Source organism: Clostridium sp. D33t1_170424_F3 (genome assembly GCF_015667585.1).
GTDB lineage: Bacteria > Bacillota > Clostridia > Oscillospirales > Acutalibacteraceae > Anaeromassilibacillus.
In genome coordinates this window covers 235,427-254,721 of the sequence record NZ_JADPEG010000002.1, presented here as the reverse complement: position 1 = coordinate 254,721, position 19,295 = coordinate 235,427, and the positions used below count along the sequence as shown (strand labels likewise).

At 54.0% G+C, this 19,295-nt stretch carries 23 protein-coding genes; 17 read left to right on the top strand and 6 right to left on the bottom strand.

What is annotated here, in order from left to right:
• On the bottom strand, positions 1–559 hold a 559-nt coding region (locus tag I4V53_RS02595; protein WP_286167004.1), incomplete at its 3' end, for an IS3 family transposase.
• A gap of 59 nt (positions 560–618) precedes the next feature.
• On the bottom strand, positions 619–933 hold the full coding sequence (locus I4V53_RS02590; RefSeq protein WP_195983825.1) for an imidazolonepropionase: 315 nt from the start codon (positions 931–933) through the stop codon (positions 619–621).
• 187 nt (positions 934–1,120) lie between these two features.
• Here I4V53_RS02590 and I4V53_RS02585 point away from each other — a divergent pair, with 187 nt between their 5' ends.
• Genes I4V53_RS02585 through I4V53_RS02575 form a run of 3 tightly spaced genes read left to right on the top strand, consistent with a single transcriptional unit; the run spans position 1,121 to position 2,993 of the window.
• Positions 1,121–1,486 carry a GntR family transcriptional regulator gene (locus I4V53_RS02585; RefSeq protein ID WP_050697223.1) on the top strand — a complete coding sequence of 122 codons (366 nt, stop codon included), beginning with the start codon at positions 1,121–1,123 and terminating at the stop codon, positions 1,484–1,486.
• Positions 1,486–2,184 carry an ABC transporter ATP-binding protein gene (locus tag I4V53_RS02580; RefSeq protein WP_195983824.1) on the top strand — a complete coding sequence of 233 codons (699 nt, stop codon included), beginning with the start codon at positions 1,486–1,488 and terminating at the stop codon, positions 2,182–2,184. Before I4V53_RS02585 ends, I4V53_RS02580 begins: the two co-directional genes overlap by 1 nt.
• Complete coding sequence (locus I4V53_RS02575; protein WP_195983823.1) at positions 2,178–2,993, top strand: hypothetical protein; 816 nt, start codon at positions 2,178–2,180, stop codon at positions 2,991–2,993. The genes I4V53_RS02580 and I4V53_RS02575 overlap by 7 nt, the downstream gene beginning before the upstream one ends.
• Positions 2,994–3,138: 145 nt before the next feature.
• Here the strand turns inward: I4V53_RS02575 and I4V53_RS02570 are convergent, their stop codons facing one another.
• Complete coding sequence (locus tag I4V53_RS02570) at positions 3,139–3,711, bottom strand: hypothetical protein (protein ID WP_195983822.1); 573 nt, start codon at positions 3,709–3,711, stop codon at positions 3,139–3,141.
• A 267-nt stretch (positions 3,712–3,978) separates the two neighbouring features.
• Here I4V53_RS02570 and I4V53_RS02565 point away from each other — a divergent pair, with 267 nt between their 5' ends.
• From I4V53_RS02565 to I4V53_RS02525, 9 genes are all read left to right on the top strand, one after another.
• A complete protein-coding gene (locus I4V53_RS02565; RefSeq protein ID WP_195983821.1) occupies positions 3,979–4,440 on the top strand; it encodes a hypothetical protein in 462 nt (153 codons plus the stop codon).
• A gap of 225 nt (positions 4,441–4,665) precedes the next feature.
• Complete coding sequence (locus tag I4V53_RS02560) at positions 4,666–4,914, top strand: (2Fe-2S) ferredoxin domain-containing protein (RefSeq protein ID WP_050697228.1); 249 nt, start codon at positions 4,666–4,668, stop codon at positions 4,912–4,914.
• Positions 4,915–4,968: 54 nt separating this feature from the next.
• Positions 4,969–6,681, top strand: coding sequence for a [Fe-Fe] hydrogenase large subunit C-terminal domain-containing protein (locus I4V53_RS02555; RefSeq protein WP_195983820.1), 1,713 nt, complete (start codon positions 4,969–4,971; stop codon positions 6,679–6,681).
• A gap of 58 nt (positions 6,682–6,739) precedes the next feature.
• Positions 6,740–7,918, top strand: a complete 1,179-nt coding sequence (locus I4V53_RS02550) for a SpoIIE family protein phosphatase (protein ID WP_195983819.1) — start codon at positions 6,740–6,742, stop codon at positions 7,916–7,918.
• 163 nt (positions 7,919–8,081) lie between these two features.
• On the top strand, positions 8,082–9,536 hold the full coding sequence (locus I4V53_RS02545; protein ID WP_195983818.1) for a 4Fe-4S dicluster domain-containing protein: 1,455 nt from the start codon (positions 8,082–8,084) through the stop codon (positions 9,534–9,536).
• Positions 9,537–9,693: 157 nt separating this feature from the next.
• Positions 9,694–10,647 carry an ABC transporter ATP-binding protein gene (locus I4V53_RS02540; protein ID WP_195983817.1) on the top strand — a complete coding sequence of 318 codons (954 nt, stop codon included), beginning with the start codon at positions 9,694–9,696 and terminating at the stop codon, positions 10,645–10,647.
• Positions 10,634–11,437 carry an ABC transporter permease subunit gene (locus tag I4V53_RS02535; protein ID WP_195983816.1) on the top strand — a complete coding sequence of 268 codons (804 nt, stop codon included), beginning with the start codon at positions 10,634–10,636 and terminating at the stop codon, positions 11,435–11,437. Before I4V53_RS02540 ends, I4V53_RS02535 begins: the two co-directional genes overlap by 14 nt.
• Positions 11,438–11,526: 89 nt before the next feature.
• Complete coding sequence (locus tag I4V53_RS02530; protein WP_195983815.1) at positions 11,527–12,366, top strand: PHP domain-containing protein; 840 nt, start codon at positions 11,527–11,529, stop codon at positions 12,364–12,366.
• Between the two features lie 37 nt (positions 12,367–12,403).
• Complete coding sequence (locus I4V53_RS02525) at positions 12,404–12,658, top strand: TIGR03905 family TSCPD domain-containing protein (RefSeq protein WP_195983814.1); 255 nt, start codon at positions 12,404–12,406, stop codon at positions 12,656–12,658.
• Between the two features lie 72 nt (positions 12,659–12,730).
• Here I4V53_RS02525 and I4V53_RS02520 read toward each other — a convergent pair whose 3' ends face one another.
• Positions 12,731–12,892, bottom strand: coding sequence for a hypothetical protein (locus I4V53_RS02520; RefSeq protein ID WP_195983813.1), 162 nt, complete (start codon positions 12,890–12,892; stop codon positions 12,731–12,733).
• A 202-nt stretch (positions 12,893–13,094) separates the two neighbouring features.
• On the opposite strand from I4V53_RS02520, the gene I4V53_RS02515 reads away from it, so the two are divergent.
• The 3 genes from I4V53_RS02515 (at position 13,095) to I4V53_RS02505 (ending at position 15,236) form a co-directional block, all read left to right on the top strand.
• Positions 13,095–13,463 (top strand): UvrB/UvrC motif-containing protein, encoded by a 369-nt coding sequence (locus I4V53_RS02515; RefSeq protein WP_195983812.1) that lies wholly within the window; start codon positions 13,095–13,097, stop codon positions 13,461–13,463.
• Positions 13,456–14,478 carry an ATP--guanido phosphotransferase gene (locus tag I4V53_RS02510; protein WP_195983811.1) on the top strand — a complete coding sequence of 341 codons (1,023 nt, stop codon included), beginning with the start codon at positions 13,456–13,458 and terminating at the stop codon, positions 14,476–14,478. Before I4V53_RS02515 ends, I4V53_RS02510 begins: the two co-directional genes overlap by 8 nt.
• A gap of 104 nt (positions 14,479–14,582) precedes the next feature.
• Positions 14,583–15,236, top strand: a complete 654-nt coding sequence (locus I4V53_RS02505) for a hypothetical protein (protein WP_195983810.1) — start codon at positions 14,583–14,585, stop codon at positions 15,234–15,236.
• A 125-nt stretch (positions 15,237–15,361) separates the two neighbouring features.
• On the opposite strand, the gene trpS is transcribed toward I4V53_RS02505, so the two are convergent.
• Together trpS and I4V53_RS02495 are read right to left on the bottom strand one after the other, a co-directional pair.
• On the bottom strand, positions 15,362–16,366 hold the full coding sequence (gene trpS, locus I4V53_RS02500) for a tryptophan--tRNA ligase (protein WP_195983809.1): 1,005 nt from the start codon (positions 16,364–16,366) through the stop codon (positions 15,362–15,364).
• A 10-nt stretch (positions 16,367–16,376) separates the two neighbouring features.
• On the bottom strand, positions 16,377–17,567 hold the full coding sequence (locus I4V53_RS02495) for an aminotransferase-like domain-containing protein (protein WP_195983808.1): 1,191 nt from the start codon (positions 17,565–17,567) through the stop codon (positions 16,377–16,379).
• Positions 17,568–17,790: 223 nt separating this feature from the next.
• Here I4V53_RS02495 and I4V53_RS02490 point away from each other — a divergent pair, with 223 nt between their 5' ends.
• Positions 17,791–18,339, top strand: coding sequence for a hypothetical protein (locus I4V53_RS02490; RefSeq protein WP_195983807.1), 549 nt, complete (start codon positions 17,791–17,793; stop codon positions 18,337–18,339).
• Positions 18,340–18,508: 169 nt separating this feature from the next.
• Positions 18,509–19,108 (top strand): hypothetical protein, encoded by a 600-nt coding sequence (locus tag I4V53_RS02485; RefSeq protein WP_195983806.1) that lies wholly within the window; start codon positions 18,509–18,511, stop codon positions 19,106–19,108.
• Positions 19,109–19,295 lie beyond the last annotated feature (187 nt).

The window sequence follows — 19,295 nt, the reverse complement described above, 5'->3', positions numbered from 1 at the left end:
TGAAGTATGCTTGGGAGGTGTACTGAAATCCCTGGTCGCTGTGGAGACGCAACTCCGCAGCGACTTTCTTTTTCTCATGCTTCAAGGCAATACGAATCGTATCCAGCACCAGATTTACCGTCTGCTGCGTCCCGGTCTTGTAAGCCACAATGCTGTTGTCGTAAAGGTCGCGAATCATGGACAGATACAACACACCTTGCTTTGTATGGATGTAAGAGATGTCCGTTACCCATTTGCTGTTCGGCCTGTCTGCATGAAAGTCTCTGTTCAGCAGGTTTTCGTACTTATGTACCTGCTGCCCCATTTGCGTCCACTTTCTCCTGCGTCGGATTTCAGACAGTAAATCATACTTTTTCATGACCCTCAGCACCGTTTTGGGGTTGCGGTAGATGTTTTGGCTCCTAAGCCACAACCATATCCGGCGGTAGCCATAGGTACGCAGGCTGCACTCCCGCTGGGCAGCGATGATGTCCGCCAGTTCGGCGTCTCTGTCCGGCTTGCCAAGCCGCCGGATAAAATTGTAGTATCCGCTTCTGGACACTTCAAAGAACCGACACATCCTGCACACGGGATATTCTGTCCGATGCCGATAGATGACATGGTACTTTATGCTTGCCTTCACCTCCTCCCAGCGGATTGCAGAAAATCCCGCAGCAATTTGTTTTCCATCTGCAGCCGTTGGATCTCATATGCCTGCTCTGCTGCTATATCTCTGGGCTGGGCGTCCTTGCGTGGTCTGCCTTTGGGACGCGGTACAATCCCCGCCGCCAGTGCGCGCCGCTTCCTTCGCTGCCGCGCAAGTAGTTTTTTTACCACATATTTGTCCTTGAATCCGTAATTCTCCGCCACTTCACGCTGTGTTTTTCCTGCTGATATCATTGCCTCTATCTCCGGCAGCAGCTTTTGAACTTGTGTATAATTGCGTTTCTCCATGACAATACCCCCTGATGTAGTCTATTTTCCTACATCAGGGGGTACTTTGTCACTGTCCGTTTTTACTGGACCTGTTCATTTTTCTTCTCCGCACAGCCTCTTTTTTGTAAAAAGGGGTTGACATTTCAGCAAAACGACTGTATTATTGTATTAAGTTATTAGTACAAACAATAACGGAGGTGAAACAATGGGATGGGATTTAAAATCAGACAGGCCGATATACGCGCAGCTGATCGAGCAAATTGAGCTGATGATTGTCTCGGGGATGTATCCGCCCGGGTCAAAGCTGCCCTCCGTACGAGACCTTGCCTCCGATGCATCGGTAAATCCAAATACCATGCAGCGCGCCCTCTCTCAGTTGGAAACGGATGGACTGCTGTTTGCACAGCGGACCAGCGGAAGATTCGTGACGGAGGATGTGAGTAAGATTATGGAGACAAAGCGGAACCTTGCGGTGGAGCAGGTCAATGAATTTTTGGAGAAAATGAGCCGATTGGGGTATGACCGAAAGCAGACGGTGGACTTATTGCAATCGACAGAGGAGGAATCGTAATGGACAATATTTTAGAGTGCCGGAACCTGGTGAAGCTGTTTCCCAACTGCATGGCGCTCAACGGGGTGGACTTGGAGATCCCCAAGGGGCGCATCATCGGCCTTCTGGGGCCGAACGGCAGCGGTAAAAGCACCCTGATGAAGCTGGCGAACGGCCTGCTGACCCCCACGCAGGGCGAAATTCTGATCAACGGGAAAGCGCCCGGTGTGGAGTCCAAAAAGGTGGTTTCGTATCTGCCGGAACGCACCTATCTCACAGAATGGATGACGGTACAGGATATGACGGACCTGTTCGCCGATTTTTACGCGGACTTTAACAAGGAAAAGGCGTTCGGCATGTTCAAGCGTCTGGCCATCAATCCAAAGCTTCGCATCAAGACCATGAGCAAGGGCACCAAGGAAAAGGTGCAACTGATTCTGGTCATGAGCCGGGAAGCGGAGCTGTACCTGCTCGACGAGCCCATCGGCGGCGTGGACCCGGCGGCACGCGATTTTATCCTGGACACCATTATCGGCAACTACAACGAAAACGCAACCGTGCTGATTTCCACGCATCTCATCTCCGATGTGGAGAAGGTCCTGGACGACGTCATATTCATCAGCCAGGGCGGCATTGTGCTGACGGCTTCGGTGGACGATATCCGTGAGAAGCAGGATAAGAGTGTGGATGCGCTGTTCCGGGAGGTGTTCAAATGTTAGGAAAACTCATTAAGCATGAATTCAAGGCGACGGCGCGCATCTATCTGCCCTTTTTTATCATGCTGTTTCTGTTTACCGTTGTGAACCGCGTCTTTATGCAAATGAATTCCGGACTGGAATATTCACCGCAGAGAATGGTTCCGCAGACCATCCTGATGCTTTTGTATGTGCTTGCAGTCGTCATCGTCCTGGTGCTGACGCTGGGCGTCACCGTGCAGCGCTTTTATAAAAATCTGATGACGGACGAAGGCTATCTGATGTTCACGCTGCCCGTCACACAGGACCAATTGATTCTCAGCAAGCTGATTGTGGCGTTTATATGGAATATCTTCAGCACAGCGATCGCCATGCTTTCCTTCTTGGGATTGTTTATGGACGGAGGAACCCTTCAGATCTTCATGAAAGCAGTGGGAAAACTCTGGCAGACAGCCGCGGAAAACCAGGTCAACCTCACCTGGCTGGTCATTCTGGCGGGCATCACCTTTGTATTCGGCCTTATCAGCGGTATCATGCAGCTTTACGCTTCCATTGTGATTGGCTGCACCAGTTCCCGGCATAAAATTCTGCTGGGACTCGGCGTGTACCTGGGCTTCAATGTTGTATCGCAGATCGTAGGTTCCCTTGCGCTTCCCTTTACCAGCGACTGGCTGGTCACGATTTCCGGACAAAAAGGGGGGCCGACTCCGGTGCAGTACGCGGAGTTTTTCCAGGGAATGCTGTTGTTTGGCATTGTAATTTCAATTGTGTTCTCAGTTGCGTTCTATATCGTCACCCGCATGATGCTGAAACGAAAACTGAATCTGGAGTAAAGAAACAGAGAGTCGGTTCCGTCGACAGTCATAGATTGACCGTGTAAGAGAAACTCCCCCGCCGAAAGCGGGGGAGTTTTCCAGTTGTTCAGCTGTTTTTGCGCATTCTGCCAATGATCGTCCTGTTTCCTGCTGTATGGCACGATCAAATATTTTTCCAAAGCGGATGTTCCCGGTTCTGGTTATAAAACTGCCGCAGCGTCTGAAACAGACTGGCGGTGCGGCCCTTGCTGACCGTGCAGGAAACCGTATTCCCGTCGGAATCCAAAAGAGACATCCTTCCCTGGGAAGAGACGTCGTAATCGACGCATTTCCAGGCGTCGTCTGCTTTGTAGTGCAGCGAAATGCGGACATTTGTCACCGAATCACCCTCCGCGGGTTGGCTGGAAGCGCCGCCGGTCAACAGTTCCATCCAGTCGATCCTGCGGTTTACCGGAAAGTCCTCCAACAGGTTTATAGCCGCCTGGATTTGGTCTGTGTCGCGCGTAAAGATGCTGCCGCAATCAGAGGTGACAGTGGAGGTGAAGGTGACGACGTCGCAGGAAATGCCGACGGCCAGCACCTCGTTGCCGCTGGTCATATTTGCCGGCCGCAGTGGGCGGGAGTACCAAAGATAGGCCGCAGTCAAAAGGACGATTGCGGCAGCGCATAGGATGAAAGCTTTTTTGATGCGGCTGAGTCCGCCGGAAGCCGTGTCTGCCAGCGCAAATCGTTTCATAAAAAGCACCTCTTTGAGACAACTAGTTCTGTTTAAGCATATCGCGAAGATGGTCGCCTGTCAACGGATTTGGCGCTGTGTGAGGAAATTTTACCCAGTTTCTGTGTGTGCTACCGGGCGGCGGCGTTTAGGTCGAAGGGAAAGGGCGGGATTTCCTTGCATATTTTTGCAAAATCGATTATACTGAAATTGCGCACAGGGGACGGCACCCATCACAAAAAACGGCAGGCGCAGGTTTCCAGACTGTTGCAGAGGGGATGAAGATCCATGGCAGGAAGCATTCTTGTGACGGACGGGCTGGGAAACACGTATGAAGCGACCTATCTGCGGCGGGCGAAACAGCTCGTCAAAAAGGGCAGGGCACGCTTCGTCGGTCCCAATCGGATCTGTCTGGCGTGTCCGCCAAAACGATTGGAGGAACCAACCATGGCGGAATATAAAGCAGGTACACAGGATATTTTGGAACGAATCGACCGTATTTTAAACGATACAGCTTATCTTAAAGACGCTCTGATGACGATTGAGAAGATCCCGCAGCAGGGATCAGAGGGAGAGGCCGCTCGGCTGAAGGCCGAGGCCGTCGCACATATCGTCAATGACCGGGAGGAAACCAACCGGCAGGCGCTGCGTCTTCTGAAGCTTTTGGCTGGCGGAACAGAGCCGGAAGAAGCGGAGACGGCGGATGGGGAAGACGAGGATGCGGAATACGAATACGTCGATGTAAAGTAAATTGGGCACATGCGGGGGCGCGTCCGAAAGGACGCGCCCTTTTTTCGTCAAACTGCGGAAAATCGTGCCAGTGTTGAAAATCCGCATAAATTCCCTTGTCAGAAACGGTCCGAAATGTTATAATATAGCCAAATTGTGCGGTTTGTTTCTCTTCTGTTAAAAAATTGTCAAATCGCACGGAAGAAAACTAGCAGCAGGGGCATGGCCCCAGGAGGAAATGAGAGTATGGAAATAACGGTATGTATTGGCAGCTCGTGTCACCTGAAAGGTTCCCGCGATGTAATCAGCATTCTGCAAAGGCTGGTTTCCATGAACCATTTGGAGGATCAGATTGACCTGAAAGGTTCCTTCTGCATGGGCGAATGCACCAACAATGGCGTCTGCGTCTGCGTGGATGGGGAGCGCTTTAAAGTGACCCCTCTGGAGACGGAGGCATTCTTTAACGGAGAGGTCATGAAGCGCCTGCAAAAATAATCTTTACCCGGCAAATAACAGGGAATCTCCCGAAACTAGGATAGGTGATGACAAATGAGTATTATCGGCTTACAAAAAGCAAACTGCAAAAACTGCTATAAATGCGTCAAAGTCTGCCCGGTCAAATCCATCAAGGTGGAGAACGAACAGGCAAAGATCATTGACCGCGACTGCATCCTGTGCGGCACCTGCCTGGAGCAGTGCCCGCAGAACGCGAAGACCGTTGCCAGCGACGTGGAGCTGGTCAAAAAGATGCTGAAGAGCGGGGACCGCGTGATCCTTTCCGCGGCGCCCTCCTATTTTGGCTGCTTTGATTTTGAAGACGCCAAGCAGTTCGCCGGCGCGATGAAGGCGCTGGGCTTCTACGGCGTTTCGGAGACCTCCGAGGGCGCGGCGTACGTCACGGCGGAGTACCACCGCCTGATGAAGGAAAACCAGATGAAGAACATCATCTCCACCTGCTGCCCGTCCGTCAACCGCCTGGTCGAGCTGTACTATCCCACGCTGGTGGACCAGATGGCGCCTGTGATTTCCCCGATGGTCGCCCACGCGCGCCTGCTCAAGCAGAGCTACGGGCCGAACACGCGCATCGTGTTTGCCGGCCCGTGCATCGCCAAGAAGGACGAAGCGGCGGACATCCGCCACAACAACGAGGTGGACGCGGTTCTGACCTTTGAGGAATTGCAGGATTGGATGAAAGAAGAGCGTGTGACCTTCGCCGATGCGGAGCCGTCCTCCTTCCTCAACGCCAGCTCCAAAATCCTGCGCATGTACCCGATTGCGGACGGCATCCTGGCGTCTCTGTCTGCAATGGAGGATACCGGCGACTGGAAAATGCTGAGCGTGTCCGGTTCCGGCGCATGCATCGACCTCTGCCGTGCGATGGAGCGCGGGGAGCTGGATCACTGCTTTATTGAAATCAACATGTGCCGCGACGGCTGCATCAACGGCCCCGGCTCCGGCACAGATACCGTTTCCCGCTTTGCTTCCCGCGTGCGGATTCAGGATTACGCCTACGCCGATGCGGATACATATCCCAATATGCCGGAACAGATCCCGATGACCATGCAGTTTGTGGACCGTTCCAGCAAGGACGATATTCCGGACGAGGATACGATCCATGCAATCCTGGCGAAGATCGGCAAGGTGACGCTGGACGACGAGCTGAACTGCGGCTCCTGCGGCTATCCCACCTGCCGCGACAAGGCGATTGCCGTCTACCAGGGCAAGGCGGAACTGCACATGTGCATGCCGTACATGAAGGAGCGCGCCGAATCCCTGAGCAACTGCGTGCTGACGGAGACCCCGAATATCACCATCATCGTGGACAGCGATATGAACATCATCGAGTTTAATACGGCGGCGGAGCGCGCGTTCCGCATCTCCCGCCACGAGGCGCTGCAGAAGTGCCTGTATGAGCTGATCGACACCTCCGACTTCCAGTTTGTGTTCGACAGCAAGCAGTCCATCAGCGATAAGAAGATTACCTATAAAGAGTACGGCATTATTGTGGAAGAAACCATCGTCTACATTGCGAAGGAGAACGTCGCAATGGCGATTTTCCGCGACATTACCAAGGAAGAAACCAACATTGAGAATCAGTATAAGCTGCGCGCGGAAACCATGGAAATGGCGCAGAAGGTCATCGACAAGCAGATGATTGCGGCGCAGCAGATCGCAAGCCTGCTGGGCGAGACCACGGCGGAAACAAAGACCACGCTGACAAAGCTGAAAAACATGATCGTATTTGACGAAAACGACAATTGAGAGCGCGAAGATTCTGCAAACGTCCGATGCGTAATCTTCTCTGAAAAGGAATGATTCAATGAAAATGCATGTGGATGCCGCATACCGGAGCCTCAACAAATACGGCGAAGAGCTTTGCGGCGATAAAGTTAAAATAGTCCGCACCCCCGATTCCACCATCGCGGTGCTGGCGGACGGCCTGGGCAGCGGCGTAAAGGCCAATATTCTTTCCACGCTGACCAGCACCATCGTGTCCACCATGATGAAGGAGGGCTCCACCATCGCGGAGGTGGTGGAAACCATCGCCAAAACGCTGCCCGTCTGCAACGTGCGCAAGCTGGCGTACTCCACGTTCAGCGTGTTACAGATTTTTGACAGCGGCGAAGCCCACCTGGTGGAATTCGACAATCCGCCCTGTATCTTTGTGCGCAACGGCAAGGTCATTGACCTGGAGCGCCAAAGCGAACTCAAGGAGTACGGCGGCAAGCATGTGACGGAGTGCCAGTTCTCCGTGCGCCCGGGCGACGTGCTCGCCCTAGTGAGCGACGGCGTCATCTATGCCGGCGTGGGCCAGGCGCTCAACTTCGGCTGGAACTGGGATAACGTTTCCTCCTGGCTGGCGAAGACCACCTTGAAGGAGAATTCCGCGCCGCGTCTTGCGGTGTCGCTCTCCGAGGCGGTCCGCGAGCTGTACCTCGACAGACCGGGCGACGACTCCACGGATTTGATCCTCCGCATCTCGCCCAAGCGCGTGGTAAATATCCTCTCCGGCCCGCCGGTCAATAAAGAGGATGACAACCGCATGGTGCATGACTATATCACCTCGTACGGCAAAAAGGTCGTCTGCGGCGGCACCAGCGCCAACATCGTTGCGCGCGTGCTCAACCGCAAGATCGAGACCTCCATCAACTACGTCGACCCGACCATCCCGCCCACCGGAAAGATTGAGGGCGTCGACCTGGTGACGGAGGGCGTGCTCACCTTGAGCCGCACGGTGGACATACTTCGTGATTATCTTAACAAAGAAGCGGACTCTTTCTATTTCCGCAAATTAGATGAGGAAAACGGCGCATCCATGATTGCCAAAATGCTTTTGGAGGAATGTACGGACCTGCGCGTGTTCATTGGCCGCGCCATTAACCCGGCGCACCAGAACCCCGGCCTGCCTTCCGACCTGAGCATCAAGATGAAGCTGATCGACGAACTCTGTGTTTTGGTAGAGAAAATGGGGAAAAACGTCGAGAAACTTTATTACTAATCACGAAATTGCGGGAATCCCCTTGCCATGAGGCGCGGAATGATTTAAGATGGTGAGGAAGATTGTTAAATAATATGCAAAGTGTGGAGAACGGCGTTTTGCCGCGAATGCGCCAGCGGTAAAACGGCTAGTCAGGTGCAATTTCAAAAAGCGAGGATAAGACATGCAATACGATAATGACGCAAAACAATTAAAATTTGAAGTGCTGAAAAAGGTGGCAAATTATACGTTTGAGGGGACCTTGGAAAAGCACATCGATGAAATACCGTATGACATCATCCCCGGGCCGGTACCGACCTTCCGCTGCTGCATCTACCGGGAGCGTGAGATCATCCGCGAGCGCATCACCTCCGCGCGCGGCGTCAACCTGCCGGAGCAGGCGGATACGGGCATTGTGGGCGTTTTGCCCGCGGCCTGCGAGGGCTGCCCCATCAGCCGCTTTACAGTGACGGACAACTGCCAGAAGTGCCTGGCGAAAAAGTGCCAGGCGGCGTGCCCGTTCGGCGCGATTTCCATCACCGGTAAGGGCGCGTACATTGACCCGGCAAAATGTAAGGAGTGCGGACGCTGTGCGGCGGCCTGTCCGTACAACGCCATTTCCGACACCATGCGCCCGTGTATCCGCGCGTGTCCCGTCAATGCGATCAGTAAGGACGCGTACAACCGCGCGTCCATCGACTATACCCGCTGCATCAGCTGCGGCGCGTGCGTGGTGGGCTGCCCGTTCGGCGCGATCACGGACCGTTCCAATATTGTCAATGTAATTAACGACATCAAGGGCGGCGAGACGGTTATTGCGACCTTTGCGCCCGCGATTGAAGGACATTTTGGCAATGCGAACGTGGGCCAGCTCAAGGCGGCAATCAAAAAATTGGGCTTTGCCGAAGTGTACGAGGTATCCCTCGGCGCGGACGCCACCGCATGGCATGAGGCCCAGGAGCTGAAGGAAGCGCTGGAGAACAAGCAGAAGATGACCACCTCCTGCTGCCCGGCGTTTGTGGAAATGATTGAAAAGCATTTCCCGAAGCTGATCCCGAACATCTCCACCACCGGCTCCCCGATGACGCTGGTTTCCCGTTATATCCGGGCCAATAAGCCGGGCAGCAAGGTTGTGTTTATCGGCCCGTGCATCGCGAAGAAGCTGGAGGCCAAGAAGGTGGCGGATACCGCCGACTATGTAATCACGTTTGAAGAGCTTGCGGCGCTCTTCTCCGCGAAGCAGATCAATGTGCTGGATGAGGCGGAGAACGAGCAGGACGGCAGCCGTCCCGGCAAGAACTTTGCGCAGAGCGGCGGCGTTGCGGCTTCTGTCGCGCAGGTGCTGGACGACGAAAACTTTGAGCTGCCGTTCAGCTGTGTCAAGTGCAACGGCGCGGCGGAATGTAAGAAGGCGCTGATGATTCTGAACGCCGGGCGTCTGCCGGAGGATATCGTGGAAGGTATGGCGTGTGAGGGCGGCTGTGTGGCCGGTCCCGCCGGCGTTGAAACCGTGCAGAAGGTGCTTAAAAACCGCACCAAGCTGCTGGCAACGGCGGACAAACGCGGTATCAAGGAGAACATCGAGACGCTGCACGACTTCTCCAACATCAATATGCATGTGCCGCACAATGTTGGATAATTGAAAAGATTCCAGAACATTTGCCGGATAATTCCGGTTGCTTGAGGGGAAATTGATAGAGGGGTTCTTTGCGGAAGAACCCTGTTGGAATGGGGGCGTGTTGTACGCCCCTGTTCTTTTATATCATGGAACCAAAAACCGAAAGGGGGACTGCGTTTTGGATGCGGTCACTGCGGTGCAATTATCGAAAACCTATGGAACCGTGGAAGCGGTTAAACATTTGAATTTACAGATTCCGCAGGGCGGCGTGTTTGGCCTGCTGGGGACGGACGGCGCGGGAAAAACCACGGTTGTCCGGCTGCTCTCCGGCCTGACAAAACCCAGCAGTGGGACCTGCAGCATTCTGGGGGTGTCCCCGGCGGAAAATCCCGTCGGCGTGCACCAGCGCTGCGGCGTGATGGTCGACAGTGCGAAGCCGTACGCACATATGACCGGGGAACAGAACCTGGTCTTTTTTGCGGAAGCCGCGGGCCTGCGGGAGAAGGACGCTTCCCGTCGCGCTTCGGAGCTGATGAAGGAGCTGGAGCTCTGGGACGCGCGCGATCTGCCGGTCCACCGGTATTCCACGGGGATGCTGCAAAAATTGTCTTTGGCCAGGGCGCTGGTGCACTATCCCAGCGTCCTGCTGCTGGACGAACCGACCAGCGGACTGGATTACGAGAGCGCCAAGGCCGTCAACGCGCTGGTTTCCCGCTATGCGGAGCGGTCGGACACCACGGTGCTTCTCTGTACGCGCCAGCTCTACTACGCCCAGCATGTCTGCACGGATTTCGGAATCCTGCGGGAAGGGGAACTGATTGCCTCCGGGGATTTTCAGACGCTGTGCGAAACGGCGGGATGCCGTGTCCATGCGGAATTTCGCCTGAAAGACGGGGATACGCTGGAACAGTTCAAGCTGGACGAGACCACTGCGTCCTCCCTGCGGCAGCGCGGCAGCTGGTGGCGCATGGAGCTCCGGGATGAGGATGAAATGCCCGGATTGCTGCGCGGGATGATCGAACAGGGTCATGAAGTATTGGAAGCGCGCCTGGTGCAGCCGACGCTGGAGGAAGTCTATCAAGTCTATGCGGGACGCAGCCAAAAGGAGGAGAAGCAGAATGACGCCGTCTGAACATGCGCTGGTCAAAAAAGACCTGATTGAAATCTGGAATTCTAAAATGGCGCGCGCCACGCTGATTGCGGTACCGGTGCTGCTGGTGATCGTACTGCCGTCGCTTTTCCTCGCAATGGTCCGTTTGGTGCCCATGGAACAGGCGGAAGGCGTTGGGAAGATGCTGACCCTCCTGCCGGAAAGCGCGGCTGGCTATAATCTGCAGCAGGGAATCTACCATATTCTGACCAATTTGCTGTTCCCGCTGTTTTATCTGATCATCCCGCTGACGGCGTCCGCCGTCTCCGCCTCCTGTATTTTTGTTGGAGAGAAGGAGCGCAGCACCATTGAAACCCTGCTGCTGACCCCGCTGCGGGTGCGGCAGATTTTCCGCGCCAAGCTGAGCTGCTGCATGTTTCTTTCCTTTTTATGCTCCGCCATATCGTTTGCGGTGCTGACGATTGTCGTTTCTGTCGGGGATATCATGCTGGGCTTGCCCTTCTTTGTCAACTGGGAATGGCTGGCTATCATCCTGCTGCTGGCGCCAGGCCTGGCGGTTTTCGGTGTGCTGTTTATGGTGTTCAGCTTCAACCGGAGCAGCAACCGGCTGGAGTCGTTTCAAATGGTGGCGTACGCGGCACTTCCGCTGATCCTGCTGTATATCGGGCAGTTCGCGGGCTTTTTCCGCGTCGACGCGCTGGGGCTGACGGGCTTTTCCATCGCGTTCTGGCTGTTGGACCTGGTCCTCTGGTTCATCGACCGAAAGACTTTTCTGCCGGAAAAGTTTCTGTATCAGCCGCCGGAGGGATAAAATCCCGGGGCGCCTTTGCTTGTTTTGCAATTCAATTTGTATTATAATGAATCTATCAGGGAATGAGCGGATTCAAATGAGGTGATAGGATGGCGGCAGATTTGCATTGCCATACAAAAATGTCCGATGGGTCCGTGAGCATTGAGGAATTGGTCCTGCTGGCAAGACAGAAAGGCATTTCCACGATTGCGGTGACGGATCACGATACCTTTTCCGGCGCGGTGCGCGCCAAAATATACGGCGAGCGGCACGGGGTGGAGGTGCTTCCCGGTGCGGAGTTCTCCTGTACCGATCCCGCAACGGGACGTAAAGCGCATATCCTGTGCTACGGCTGCACCTATATGAACCGGTTGGAGGGCCTCTGCAGGAAAATCGGAGAAAACCGGCGCAGGTCGGTGCAGATGTCTTTGCAGAAGGTGATGCGCATTTATCCCATCACACAGGAGATGGTGGTTCATCGCGCCCACGGCAGTACCAATTTATTTAAACAACACATCATGCATGCGTTGATCGACGCGGGATATGCGGACAGTTTTTATGGAACCGTTTATCAAAAGCTGTTCCGGCCGCGCACCGGCCTGGCATACTGCAAAACGGAGTATCCGGACGTACACGACGTCATCCGGCAGATCCATGCGGCGGGCGGACTGGCCGTACTGGCGCATCCGCCTGTATACGACAGCTTCGATTTGCTGGAGCAGCTCGCGCAGGACCGCGAGATTGAAGGCGTGGAGGTCTGGCATACGCGCCATACAGAGGAAGATGAAGCGCGGGTCCGGCAAATCGCGGAGCAATACGGTTTGCTGAAAACCGGGGGAACAGATTTTCACGGGATGTACAGCAAGCTTCCATACCCGATCGGCTCGTGCACAACGCCGGAAGAATCGCTTGAACAGTTGAAAGCGCGCATCCGGCGCAATATATTGTAAAATATTTTCAGGCAAAATTTTTCTGGGAGTTGACAGAATGCAATATACATACAAAACGCGAGGCGTTTGTTCCTCGGAAATTCATCTGGAGCTGGACGGGGATATGATCAAGTCCGTCCAGTTTGTCGGGGGCTGCAATGGGAACCTCAAGGGGATTGCGTCGCTGATTGCGGGAATGAAAGCGGACGACGTTATCGAACGCTGTAAAGGAATTCAGTGCGGGTTCAAGCCGACCTCTTGTCCGGATCAGCTTGCACGTGCGCTGACAGAGGCTAAGGCGCGGCAGGAATAACGGAAGGCTTGTCCGGACGATGGGAAAAGGAAAAGGGGCTGCGCTTGATGCAGCCCCTTTTCGTTGCGGAGATTAGCAGCAACCGTTGCCACAGCCACAGCCGTTGTCACAGCCGCAATTGTTGCCACAGCCACAGCCGCCTTCGTTACCGCAGCCACAGACCAGAAGGATGATGATGAGGATGATGATCCAAGAACAACCGCCGCCGCAGCCACCTAAGAAATTGTTACACATAATTGTTTGCCTCCTTTTTTGATTTACAATATAGTATATTGCGAGGGGGCAAAAGGTGTTACAACGAATTTTTTAAAAGCGCTTTGCAGCGGGTCCGGCGCGGTAGGGATATATTGAACCGTTCATTTGTATATAGATAGGAAATGCGAAAACAATTTCTGAGCGAACGCCGTTCGCTTAAACAGAATGGAGGAATGGGCCTATGGCACCGATACATCAGGAAAGCGGACGGAAATCCGTCCCGGCGCATGTGCGCGTGGTAGTGGACGTCCACTGCCCTGTATGCGGCGCATCGTTTGACGATATTGTCCGCGGCGGCCATGCGGGCTGCGCCGAATGCTACCACACCTTCTATGAGCGGCTGGCCCCGATGATCCAGCGCATCCATGGGGAAGCTGTCCACTGCGGCAAAGTCCCGGGGGCGAACCTGCCCCAGCCCCGGCAGGGCAGCCAGCTGATGGTGAAGCGCCGCGCACTGCGCGAGGCGATCAATACCCAGAATTTTGAGTATGCCGCCGCGCTGCGCGATCAGATCAAGGCGCTGGAAGGAGGGGAAGACGCCGATGAATAAATGGTACGAGCAGGGTGGGGAGCAGGGAGACGTCGTGATCAGCACGCGTATCCGCCTGGCGCGCAGCCTGCCGGGCTATCCCTATCCGCAGCGGATGAACGCCGCGGGCCGCCGCCAGATTGAACAGATGATTTTTGAAGCGGCCACCGATGAGAACACGGCGGTCGGCCACCAGTTTGCCTATCAGAGCATGGAGGAAATCGCCCGTATGGAGGGGCTTTCCTTCGCAGAACGCCGCATGGTACGCCCGGATTTCCCGGCGAGCCGGCAGGGCGGCCTGTTGTTTACGCAGGATGAGGCGGTTTCTCTGGTGGTGAACGACGAGGACCATCTGCGCATTCAGGTGTTCCATGCGGGCCTGGACCTGGAAAACGCCTATGCGGAGGCCGACCGGATGGATACCATTCTCGATAAGGCGCTGCATTTTGCCTTTGACACAAAATTTGGCTATCTGACGCAGGACCCGCAGAATTTAGGGACGGGAATGCGGGCTTCCCTGCTGCTGCACCTGCCGGCGCTGCACGAGAACGGCTCCCTGGGCCGGATCGCGGCGGGTCTCGCCAAGCTGGGCCTGTCCCTGGAGGAAGAACCGTTTGATACGGAGCAGGAGAGCGAGGGGACCGCGCGGTACCTGCTTTCCAACCGGCTGACGCTGGGGCTTTCTGAGGAGGACGCCCTGCGGAACCTGAAGAGCATTGCCCAGCAGCTTCTGGTGCAGGAGCGTACGGCCCGCCTGACATTGGCGGAAAAGCTGGAGGTACAGGACGCGGTCAGCCGCGCGCTGGGCGTTTTGCAGAACGCGAGAATGATCAGCAATCAGGAAATGGCAAGTCTGCTGTACAGTGTGCGTTTTGGTGTGGCGACGGGTCTGCTCTCCGGCGTGGCCTATGAAAAGCTGGACGCCCTGTTGATGGAGCTGCAGCCCGCTACCCTGACGCTGGCGTGCGGCAGGAGGCTCACGCAGTCGCAGCGGGAAAGCCTGCGTGCGGAGATCATCCACCGCGTCCTCGCTTGAGGTTCGTCGGAGGGAAACTTGCATTTGTGCGGCCCGCGCTATATAATGGAGAAAAATTGAGGATCAGCTGATTTCAGCGGCTCCCCAGGGAAGAAGGGAACGCAATGCCAAACCAAAAAGAAAACCAAACGGAACTGGCTGCCGCGCTGTTTCATACCATCGGCGGGGCGGTCCCGCACCCGTATGAGCTGGAGGGCAGGGCCAGGCAGCTCACACAGGAGCTTGGGGACCAGACGCACGTACTTTTGAAAGTAGTGGAGTTATGCAGTCCGCCCGTAACGCCGCCGCAGCTCTATTTATCGACCAAGGCGTACAGCTGGCTGGGCGGCAGATACAGCGGCCAGGCCGCAAAATGCGCGGCGGCTTATCTGGCAACGGATGGATGGACGGACCTGCCCCGCAAGACGGTGGGGGAAGATGGAATCCCGGTCAACGGGGCGGCGGCGAGCCGCGCGTCCATTGTGGCGGATCTCGCGGCAGCGGAACAGGCGCTGGGAAAATCGGAAGCCTCCGTTTCGCACTATCTGGAAGCATACCGGCTGGAGCCGTACCGCGCCATGTTTGCCATTAAGGCGGCGGACAGCATGGTGTCGCTTGGACGCAGGGAAGAAGCGCTGACCTTTTTGCGCGGGCAGCGGCAGAACCGTTACTATACCCCGGTAAAATACAAGGACGCGCAGGGGAATATGGCCCGGAACGATACATTCCGGGAATTGCTCAACGCGCATATCCTCAAGCTGGAAGCGGCTGTATCATAAAAATCTTTGTAAAAGCCGAGGTTTGCAAAAAACGAAAAGCAGCTCTGAAACCATAGGAAAATGCCCGCGAAATCCAATGAATACGGATTTCGCGGGCATTCTTATGTTATATGATGGAAAGAGAATTATTGTACATAGCCGATTTTTTTCATGACCTTGCGCAGGGTGCGGATCGAAATCGCCAGCGCTTTTTCCGCGCTGTCACGGTAACATTGCTGCAGGTAATCCTTGTTTTTGATGTAATCCGCGTACCGCTCCTGGATGGGGCGCAGGTGTTCAACCACGGCCTCGCCAACAGCGGTTTTGAAATCGCCGTAGCCCTTGCCTGCGAATTCCTGTTCAATCTGCTCAAAGGTGCGGCCGGTGATGGAGGAATAAATGCCCATCAGGTTGTTTACGCCGTCCTTGCCCTCCGCGTAGTGGACGCTTGCCTCGCTGTCTGTGACAGCCCGCTTGAATTTGCGCAGAATATCCTCCGGCTGATCCAGCAGCGCGACATAACTGTTGGCGTTTTCGTCGGATTTGCTCATCTTGCGGGACGGATCCTGCAGGGACATCACACGCGCGCCATTTTTCGGAATGTACGGGTCCGGCACTACAAAGGTGGGACTGTACAGGCCGTTGAAGCGTTCCGCGATGTTGCGGGTCAGCTCCAAATGCTGCTTCTGGTCCGCCCCGACGGGAACCAGATCCGCCTGGTACAGCAGAATGTCCGCCGCCATCAGGGCCGGATAAGTGAACAGGCCCGCGTTGATGTTGTCCGCGTGCTTGGCGGATTTATCCTTAAACTGCGTCATGCGGGACAGCTCGCCGAACTGCGTGTAGCAATTTAAAATCCAGGCCAGCTCCGCGTGTGTGTGAACATGGCTCTGCATAAAGAAAATACTTTTGTCCAGGTCTACGCCGCAGGCCAGCAGCAGGGCGTAGGCCTCCAGGATGTTGTGGCGGAATTTGGCGGGTTCCTGCCGCACGGTAATGGTGTGCAGATCCGCAAGGGCGAAAATGCAGTTGAACTCATCCTGCATCGCCGTCCAGTTTTTCAGCGCGCCCAGATAGTTGCCCAGGGTAATGGTGCCGCTTGGCTGTATCGCGCTGAATATGACCTTTTTACGTTCGGTACTTTGTTCCATGGAGCCCTCCTTACAGCACGTCCTTGGCGAGCTGGCCAAGAATCTCGATGCCCTTGACGAGCTGTTCGTCCGTCGGGGTGGAATAGTTGATGCGGAAGCTTTGGCAGGGCGCGCTTTCGTCGGTCAGGAACGCGTTGCCTGGCACGACGCAGACCTTGCGCAGCACCGCCTGCTTGCAGAACGTGGGCATATCCACACCGTCCGGCAGGGTGCACCACATGAAAAGGCCGCCTTCGAACGGGTTGTATGTAATCTTGTTGGGGACCAGGCATTCGTCCATCTTGCGGAGGGCGAGCGCGGATTTTGCACGGTACAGTTCGCGCAGGTGTTCCAGATGCGCCTCAAAATCGTATTTGGTGATGAATTCATCGCAGATAATCTGGCTCCACATGGAGGTGTGCACGTCCGCGCCCTGTTTGCAGACGATCATCTTCTGCAGCAGGTCTTTCGGCGCGATCGCATAGCCCACGCGCATGCCGGGAGAGATCACCTTGCTGAAGGTGCCCGCGTAGACGACGATGCCGTCCTCGTCCATGGATTTGATTGTTGGAATATAGTCGCCCTTGATGCGCAGGTCGCCGTACGGGTTATCCTCCAGAATCAGGACGTTATATTGCTTCGCTAGCGCGTAAAGCTGTTTGCGCTTCTCCAGGCTCATGGTGATGCCGGAGGGATTTTGGAAATTCGGAATGGTATAGATGTATTTGGCGTTCTTTTCTTCTTTGAGCGCCTGCTCCAGAGCGTCCATATTCATGCCGTCGGCGTCCATCGGGACGCCGCGCAGGCGGGCGTTATAGGAACGGAACGTATTCAGCGAGCCGATAAAGCTCGGCGCTTCGCACAGGACGACGTCGCCCTCGTTGCACAGGGATTTTGTAAACAGGTCCATGACCTGCTGTGCGCCGGAGGTAATGAGGATGTCGTCAAAATCGCGGCCCACATTGTGCTTTTCCTTCATATAGGCGGAGACATGCTGGCGCAGCGGCACGTAGCCCTCCGTCAGGCCGTACTGCAGCGCATCAATCGGATGCTCCAGCAGAATGCGGGCGGAAATTTCAGAAATTTCTTTGGCCGGGAACGCCTCCGGCGCCGGATTGCCGGCGGAAAGGGAGACCACGGTGGGGTCGGCGGCATACTTGAAGATTTCGCGGATCGCAGACGGCTTGAGCGTCTGCACGCGATCGGAAAAACGATAGTCCATAACACAGGATCCTTTCACAATTTCATATATTGCTAAGTTTATCATAATTTCCCTTTTCCGTAAAGGCTGGGATGTGGAGAAGGGAGGCTTCCAAGTACAAATACGAGCTTCAAAAAAATGTTGTTCACCAGACTGCGTGAATATTTTTCTCCAAAAACAGGTTGTCTTTTCTCTTATAAACGCTTATGATTTTCTTAACATAATACAAAAGGAGGAATATTGGATGAAGAGTGGCGCTTTAAGTCAATTTTTACATCATAAAAAGCTTCCATATGCAATGATCTTTATTCTGCTTTTGCTGTGTGTCCTGCTCTTCCTGTGGTGCACCCGCCCGCTTTCACCGGATGATTTACTGGAAAAGAGAAAGATCCAAAAAATCACCATTTCGCGGATTGTCTCCGTGCCCGGCGCGGATGGCGGTTCCCAGACGGAGACAATTTCCACGAGCGATCCGGCGGAGGTGGAACGGATCCTCGCGCTGTTGCGGGAATTCCCTGTCAACCGGCGGATAAAATTGTTTGGTTCCAACTCATCAACAACCGTGACGACCTATTTCTGGCTTTCCATTTATTATGAAGAGGAGAGCGGCACACCGGGGATTCTGGTATACGATGTTTCTTCCGATGGGAATATGCGGATTCGCCCCTGGAGGGAGCCGGAAATCCCCTGCGGCGTGGGCTGGTTTGGGAACCGGGGAATCCTGCGTTTTTATCAGACGCTTTCCGACTGGTTTGCAGCTGGGGAGGGTTCCGCCGTTTGGCAGGAGGTATAGTGATTATAAATAATATTTATATAGAATTGTTGTGATTTGTCGATTTCGGACAATAAACAAAAAGAATTATTGTATAGAAATATGATTGATTTTATTTCTTTATAGTCTATAATATTAGTAGATTGTACAATCTAAATATTAAAATTGTAAAATAAGGAGGTTGTTTAGTATGAAAAAACTTGTGAGCATTTTATTGGTAATGGTAGTTGTCTTGTCTATGGGGGTAACAGGTTTTGCTGCTCCTGTATCTGATGTGGTAGAGACAGAAAAAGAAATTGTGTATCAAGATGAAGACTATACCGTTGTTGCTACGCCTATTATGACAAAAGAAGAAGCAGATGCGTATTTCCAGCATTTAATTGAAACAAGAGGCGTGGATGCCGTTTCTCTTCCAGACCAAAGCGATGAATTTAGTATTTCTCCACGCGCTACTAAAACTTATAGCGCATCGGAAAAATTTAGCTTTTCAGGTTTGAATGAATCAGTAAAACTAGTTTTTTCCGCAACGACCAGTAATACTACTTCGACAGATATTGGCAAATTAGTAAGTGCCAGAGTTAATGCGAACAGTACCTCTGGAACAAAAAACACAATTACTTACCAATATTATGATAAAAAACTATTGGATGGTGGCAGAACCTATGCTTTAAATTTTTCTTTTGATATTGAACAGGAAACAGCCTCTGTAACTGGCGGAACAAATATTTATTATGATAGTGGAGCTGCCATTTTTGAAATTTACAGTACTGGTGGTAGTTATGTCTACTAACTATCTGAAGGTAGGCAAGGTGATTTTATGACTCCCAATATACTTGACCAGATTATCCGCGTTGAAATTGTCATTGCGCTGGGACTGGTCATATCGATCTTAATAAAATATATTGGCAAAAAATAATTTGAAACAGCCGTGTGTCTATAATTTTATGGATGCACGGCTGTTTCTCTGTGAAGCCACG

What these genes read in the sequence shown, in the direction of transcription:
- I4V53_RS02585 (WP_050697223.1), top strand. Translation starts at nt 1,121, where the DNA reads ATGGGATGGGATTTAAAATCAGACAGGCCGATATACGCGCAGCTGATC.
- I4V53_RS02560 (WP_050697228.1), top strand. Translation starts at nt 4,666, where the DNA reads ATGGAAATAACGGTATGTATTGGCAGCTCGTGTCACCTGAAAGGTTCC.
- I4V53_RS02510 (WP_195983811.1), top strand. Translation starts at nt 13,456, where the DNA reads ATGAATAAATGGTACGAGCAGGGTGGGGAGCAGGGAGACGTCGTGATC.
- I4V53_RS02485 (WP_195983806.1), top strand. Translation starts at nt 18,509, where the DNA reads ATGAAAAAACTTGTGAGCATTTTATTGGTAATGGTAGTTGTCTTGTCT.
- I4V53_RS02535 (WP_195983816.1), top strand. Translation starts at nt 10,634, where the DNA reads ATGACGCCGTCTGAACATGCGCTGGTCAAAAAAGACCTGATTGAAATC.
- I4V53_RS02505 (WP_195983810.1), top strand. Translation starts at nt 14,583, where the DNA reads ATGCCAAACCAAAAAGAAAACCAAACGGAACTGGCTGCCGCGCTGTTT.
- I4V53_RS02525 (WP_195983814.1), top strand. Translation starts at nt 12,404, where the DNA reads ATGCAATATACATACAAAACGCGAGGCGTTTGTTCCTCGGAAATTCAT.
- trpS (WP_195983809.1), bottom strand. Translation starts at nt 16,366, where the DNA reads ATGGAACAAAGTACCGAACGTAAAAAGGTCATATTCAGCGCGATACAG.
- I4V53_RS02495 (WP_195983808.1), bottom strand. Translation starts at nt 17,567, where the DNA reads ATGGACTATCGTTTTTCCGATCGCGTGCAGACGCTCAAGCCGTCTGCG.
- I4V53_RS02570 (WP_195983822.1), bottom strand. Translation starts at nt 3,711, where the DNA reads ATGAAACGATTTGCGCTGGCAGACACGGCTTCCGGCGGACTCAGCCGC.
- I4V53_RS02555 (WP_195983820.1), top strand. Translation starts at nt 4,969, where the DNA reads ATGAGTATTATCGGCTTACAAAAAGCAAACTGCAAAAACTGCTATAAA.
- I4V53_RS02575 (WP_195983823.1), top strand. Translation starts at nt 2,178, where the DNA reads ATGTTAGGAAAACTCATTAAGCATGAATTCAAGGCGACGGCGCGCATC.
- I4V53_RS02490 (WP_195983807.1), top strand. Translation starts at nt 17,791, where the DNA reads ATGAAGAGTGGCGCTTTAAGTCAATTTTTACATCATAAAAAGCTTCCA.
- I4V53_RS02565 (WP_195983821.1), top strand. Translation starts at nt 3,979, where the DNA reads ATGGCAGGAAGCATTCTTGTGACGGACGGGCTGGGAAACACGTATGAA.
- I4V53_RS02545 (WP_195983818.1), top strand. Translation starts at nt 8,082, where the DNA reads ATGCAATACGATAATGACGCAAAACAATTAAAATTTGAAGTGCTGAAA.
- I4V53_RS02520 (WP_195983813.1), bottom strand. Translation starts at nt 12,892, where the DNA reads ATGTGTAACAATTTCTTAGGTGGCTGCGGCGGCGGTTGTTCTTGGATC.
- I4V53_RS02530 (WP_195983815.1), top strand. Translation starts at nt 11,527, where the DNA reads ATGGCGGCAGATTTGCATTGCCATACAAAAATGTCCGATGGGTCCGTG.
- I4V53_RS02550 (WP_195983819.1), top strand. Translation starts at nt 6,740, where the DNA reads ATGAAAATGCATGTGGATGCCGCATACCGGAGCCTCAACAAATACGGC.
- I4V53_RS02515 (WP_195983812.1), top strand. Translation starts at nt 13,095, where the DNA reads ATGGCACCGATACATCAGGAAAGCGGACGGAAATCCGTCCCGGCGCAT.
- I4V53_RS02580 (WP_195983824.1), top strand. Translation starts at nt 1,486, where the DNA reads ATGGACAATATTTTAGAGTGCCGGAACCTGGTGAAGCTGTTTCCCAAC.
- I4V53_RS02590 (WP_195983825.1), bottom strand. Translation starts at nt 933, where the DNA reads ATGGAGAAACGCAATTATACACAAGTTCAAAAGCTGCTGCCGGAGATA.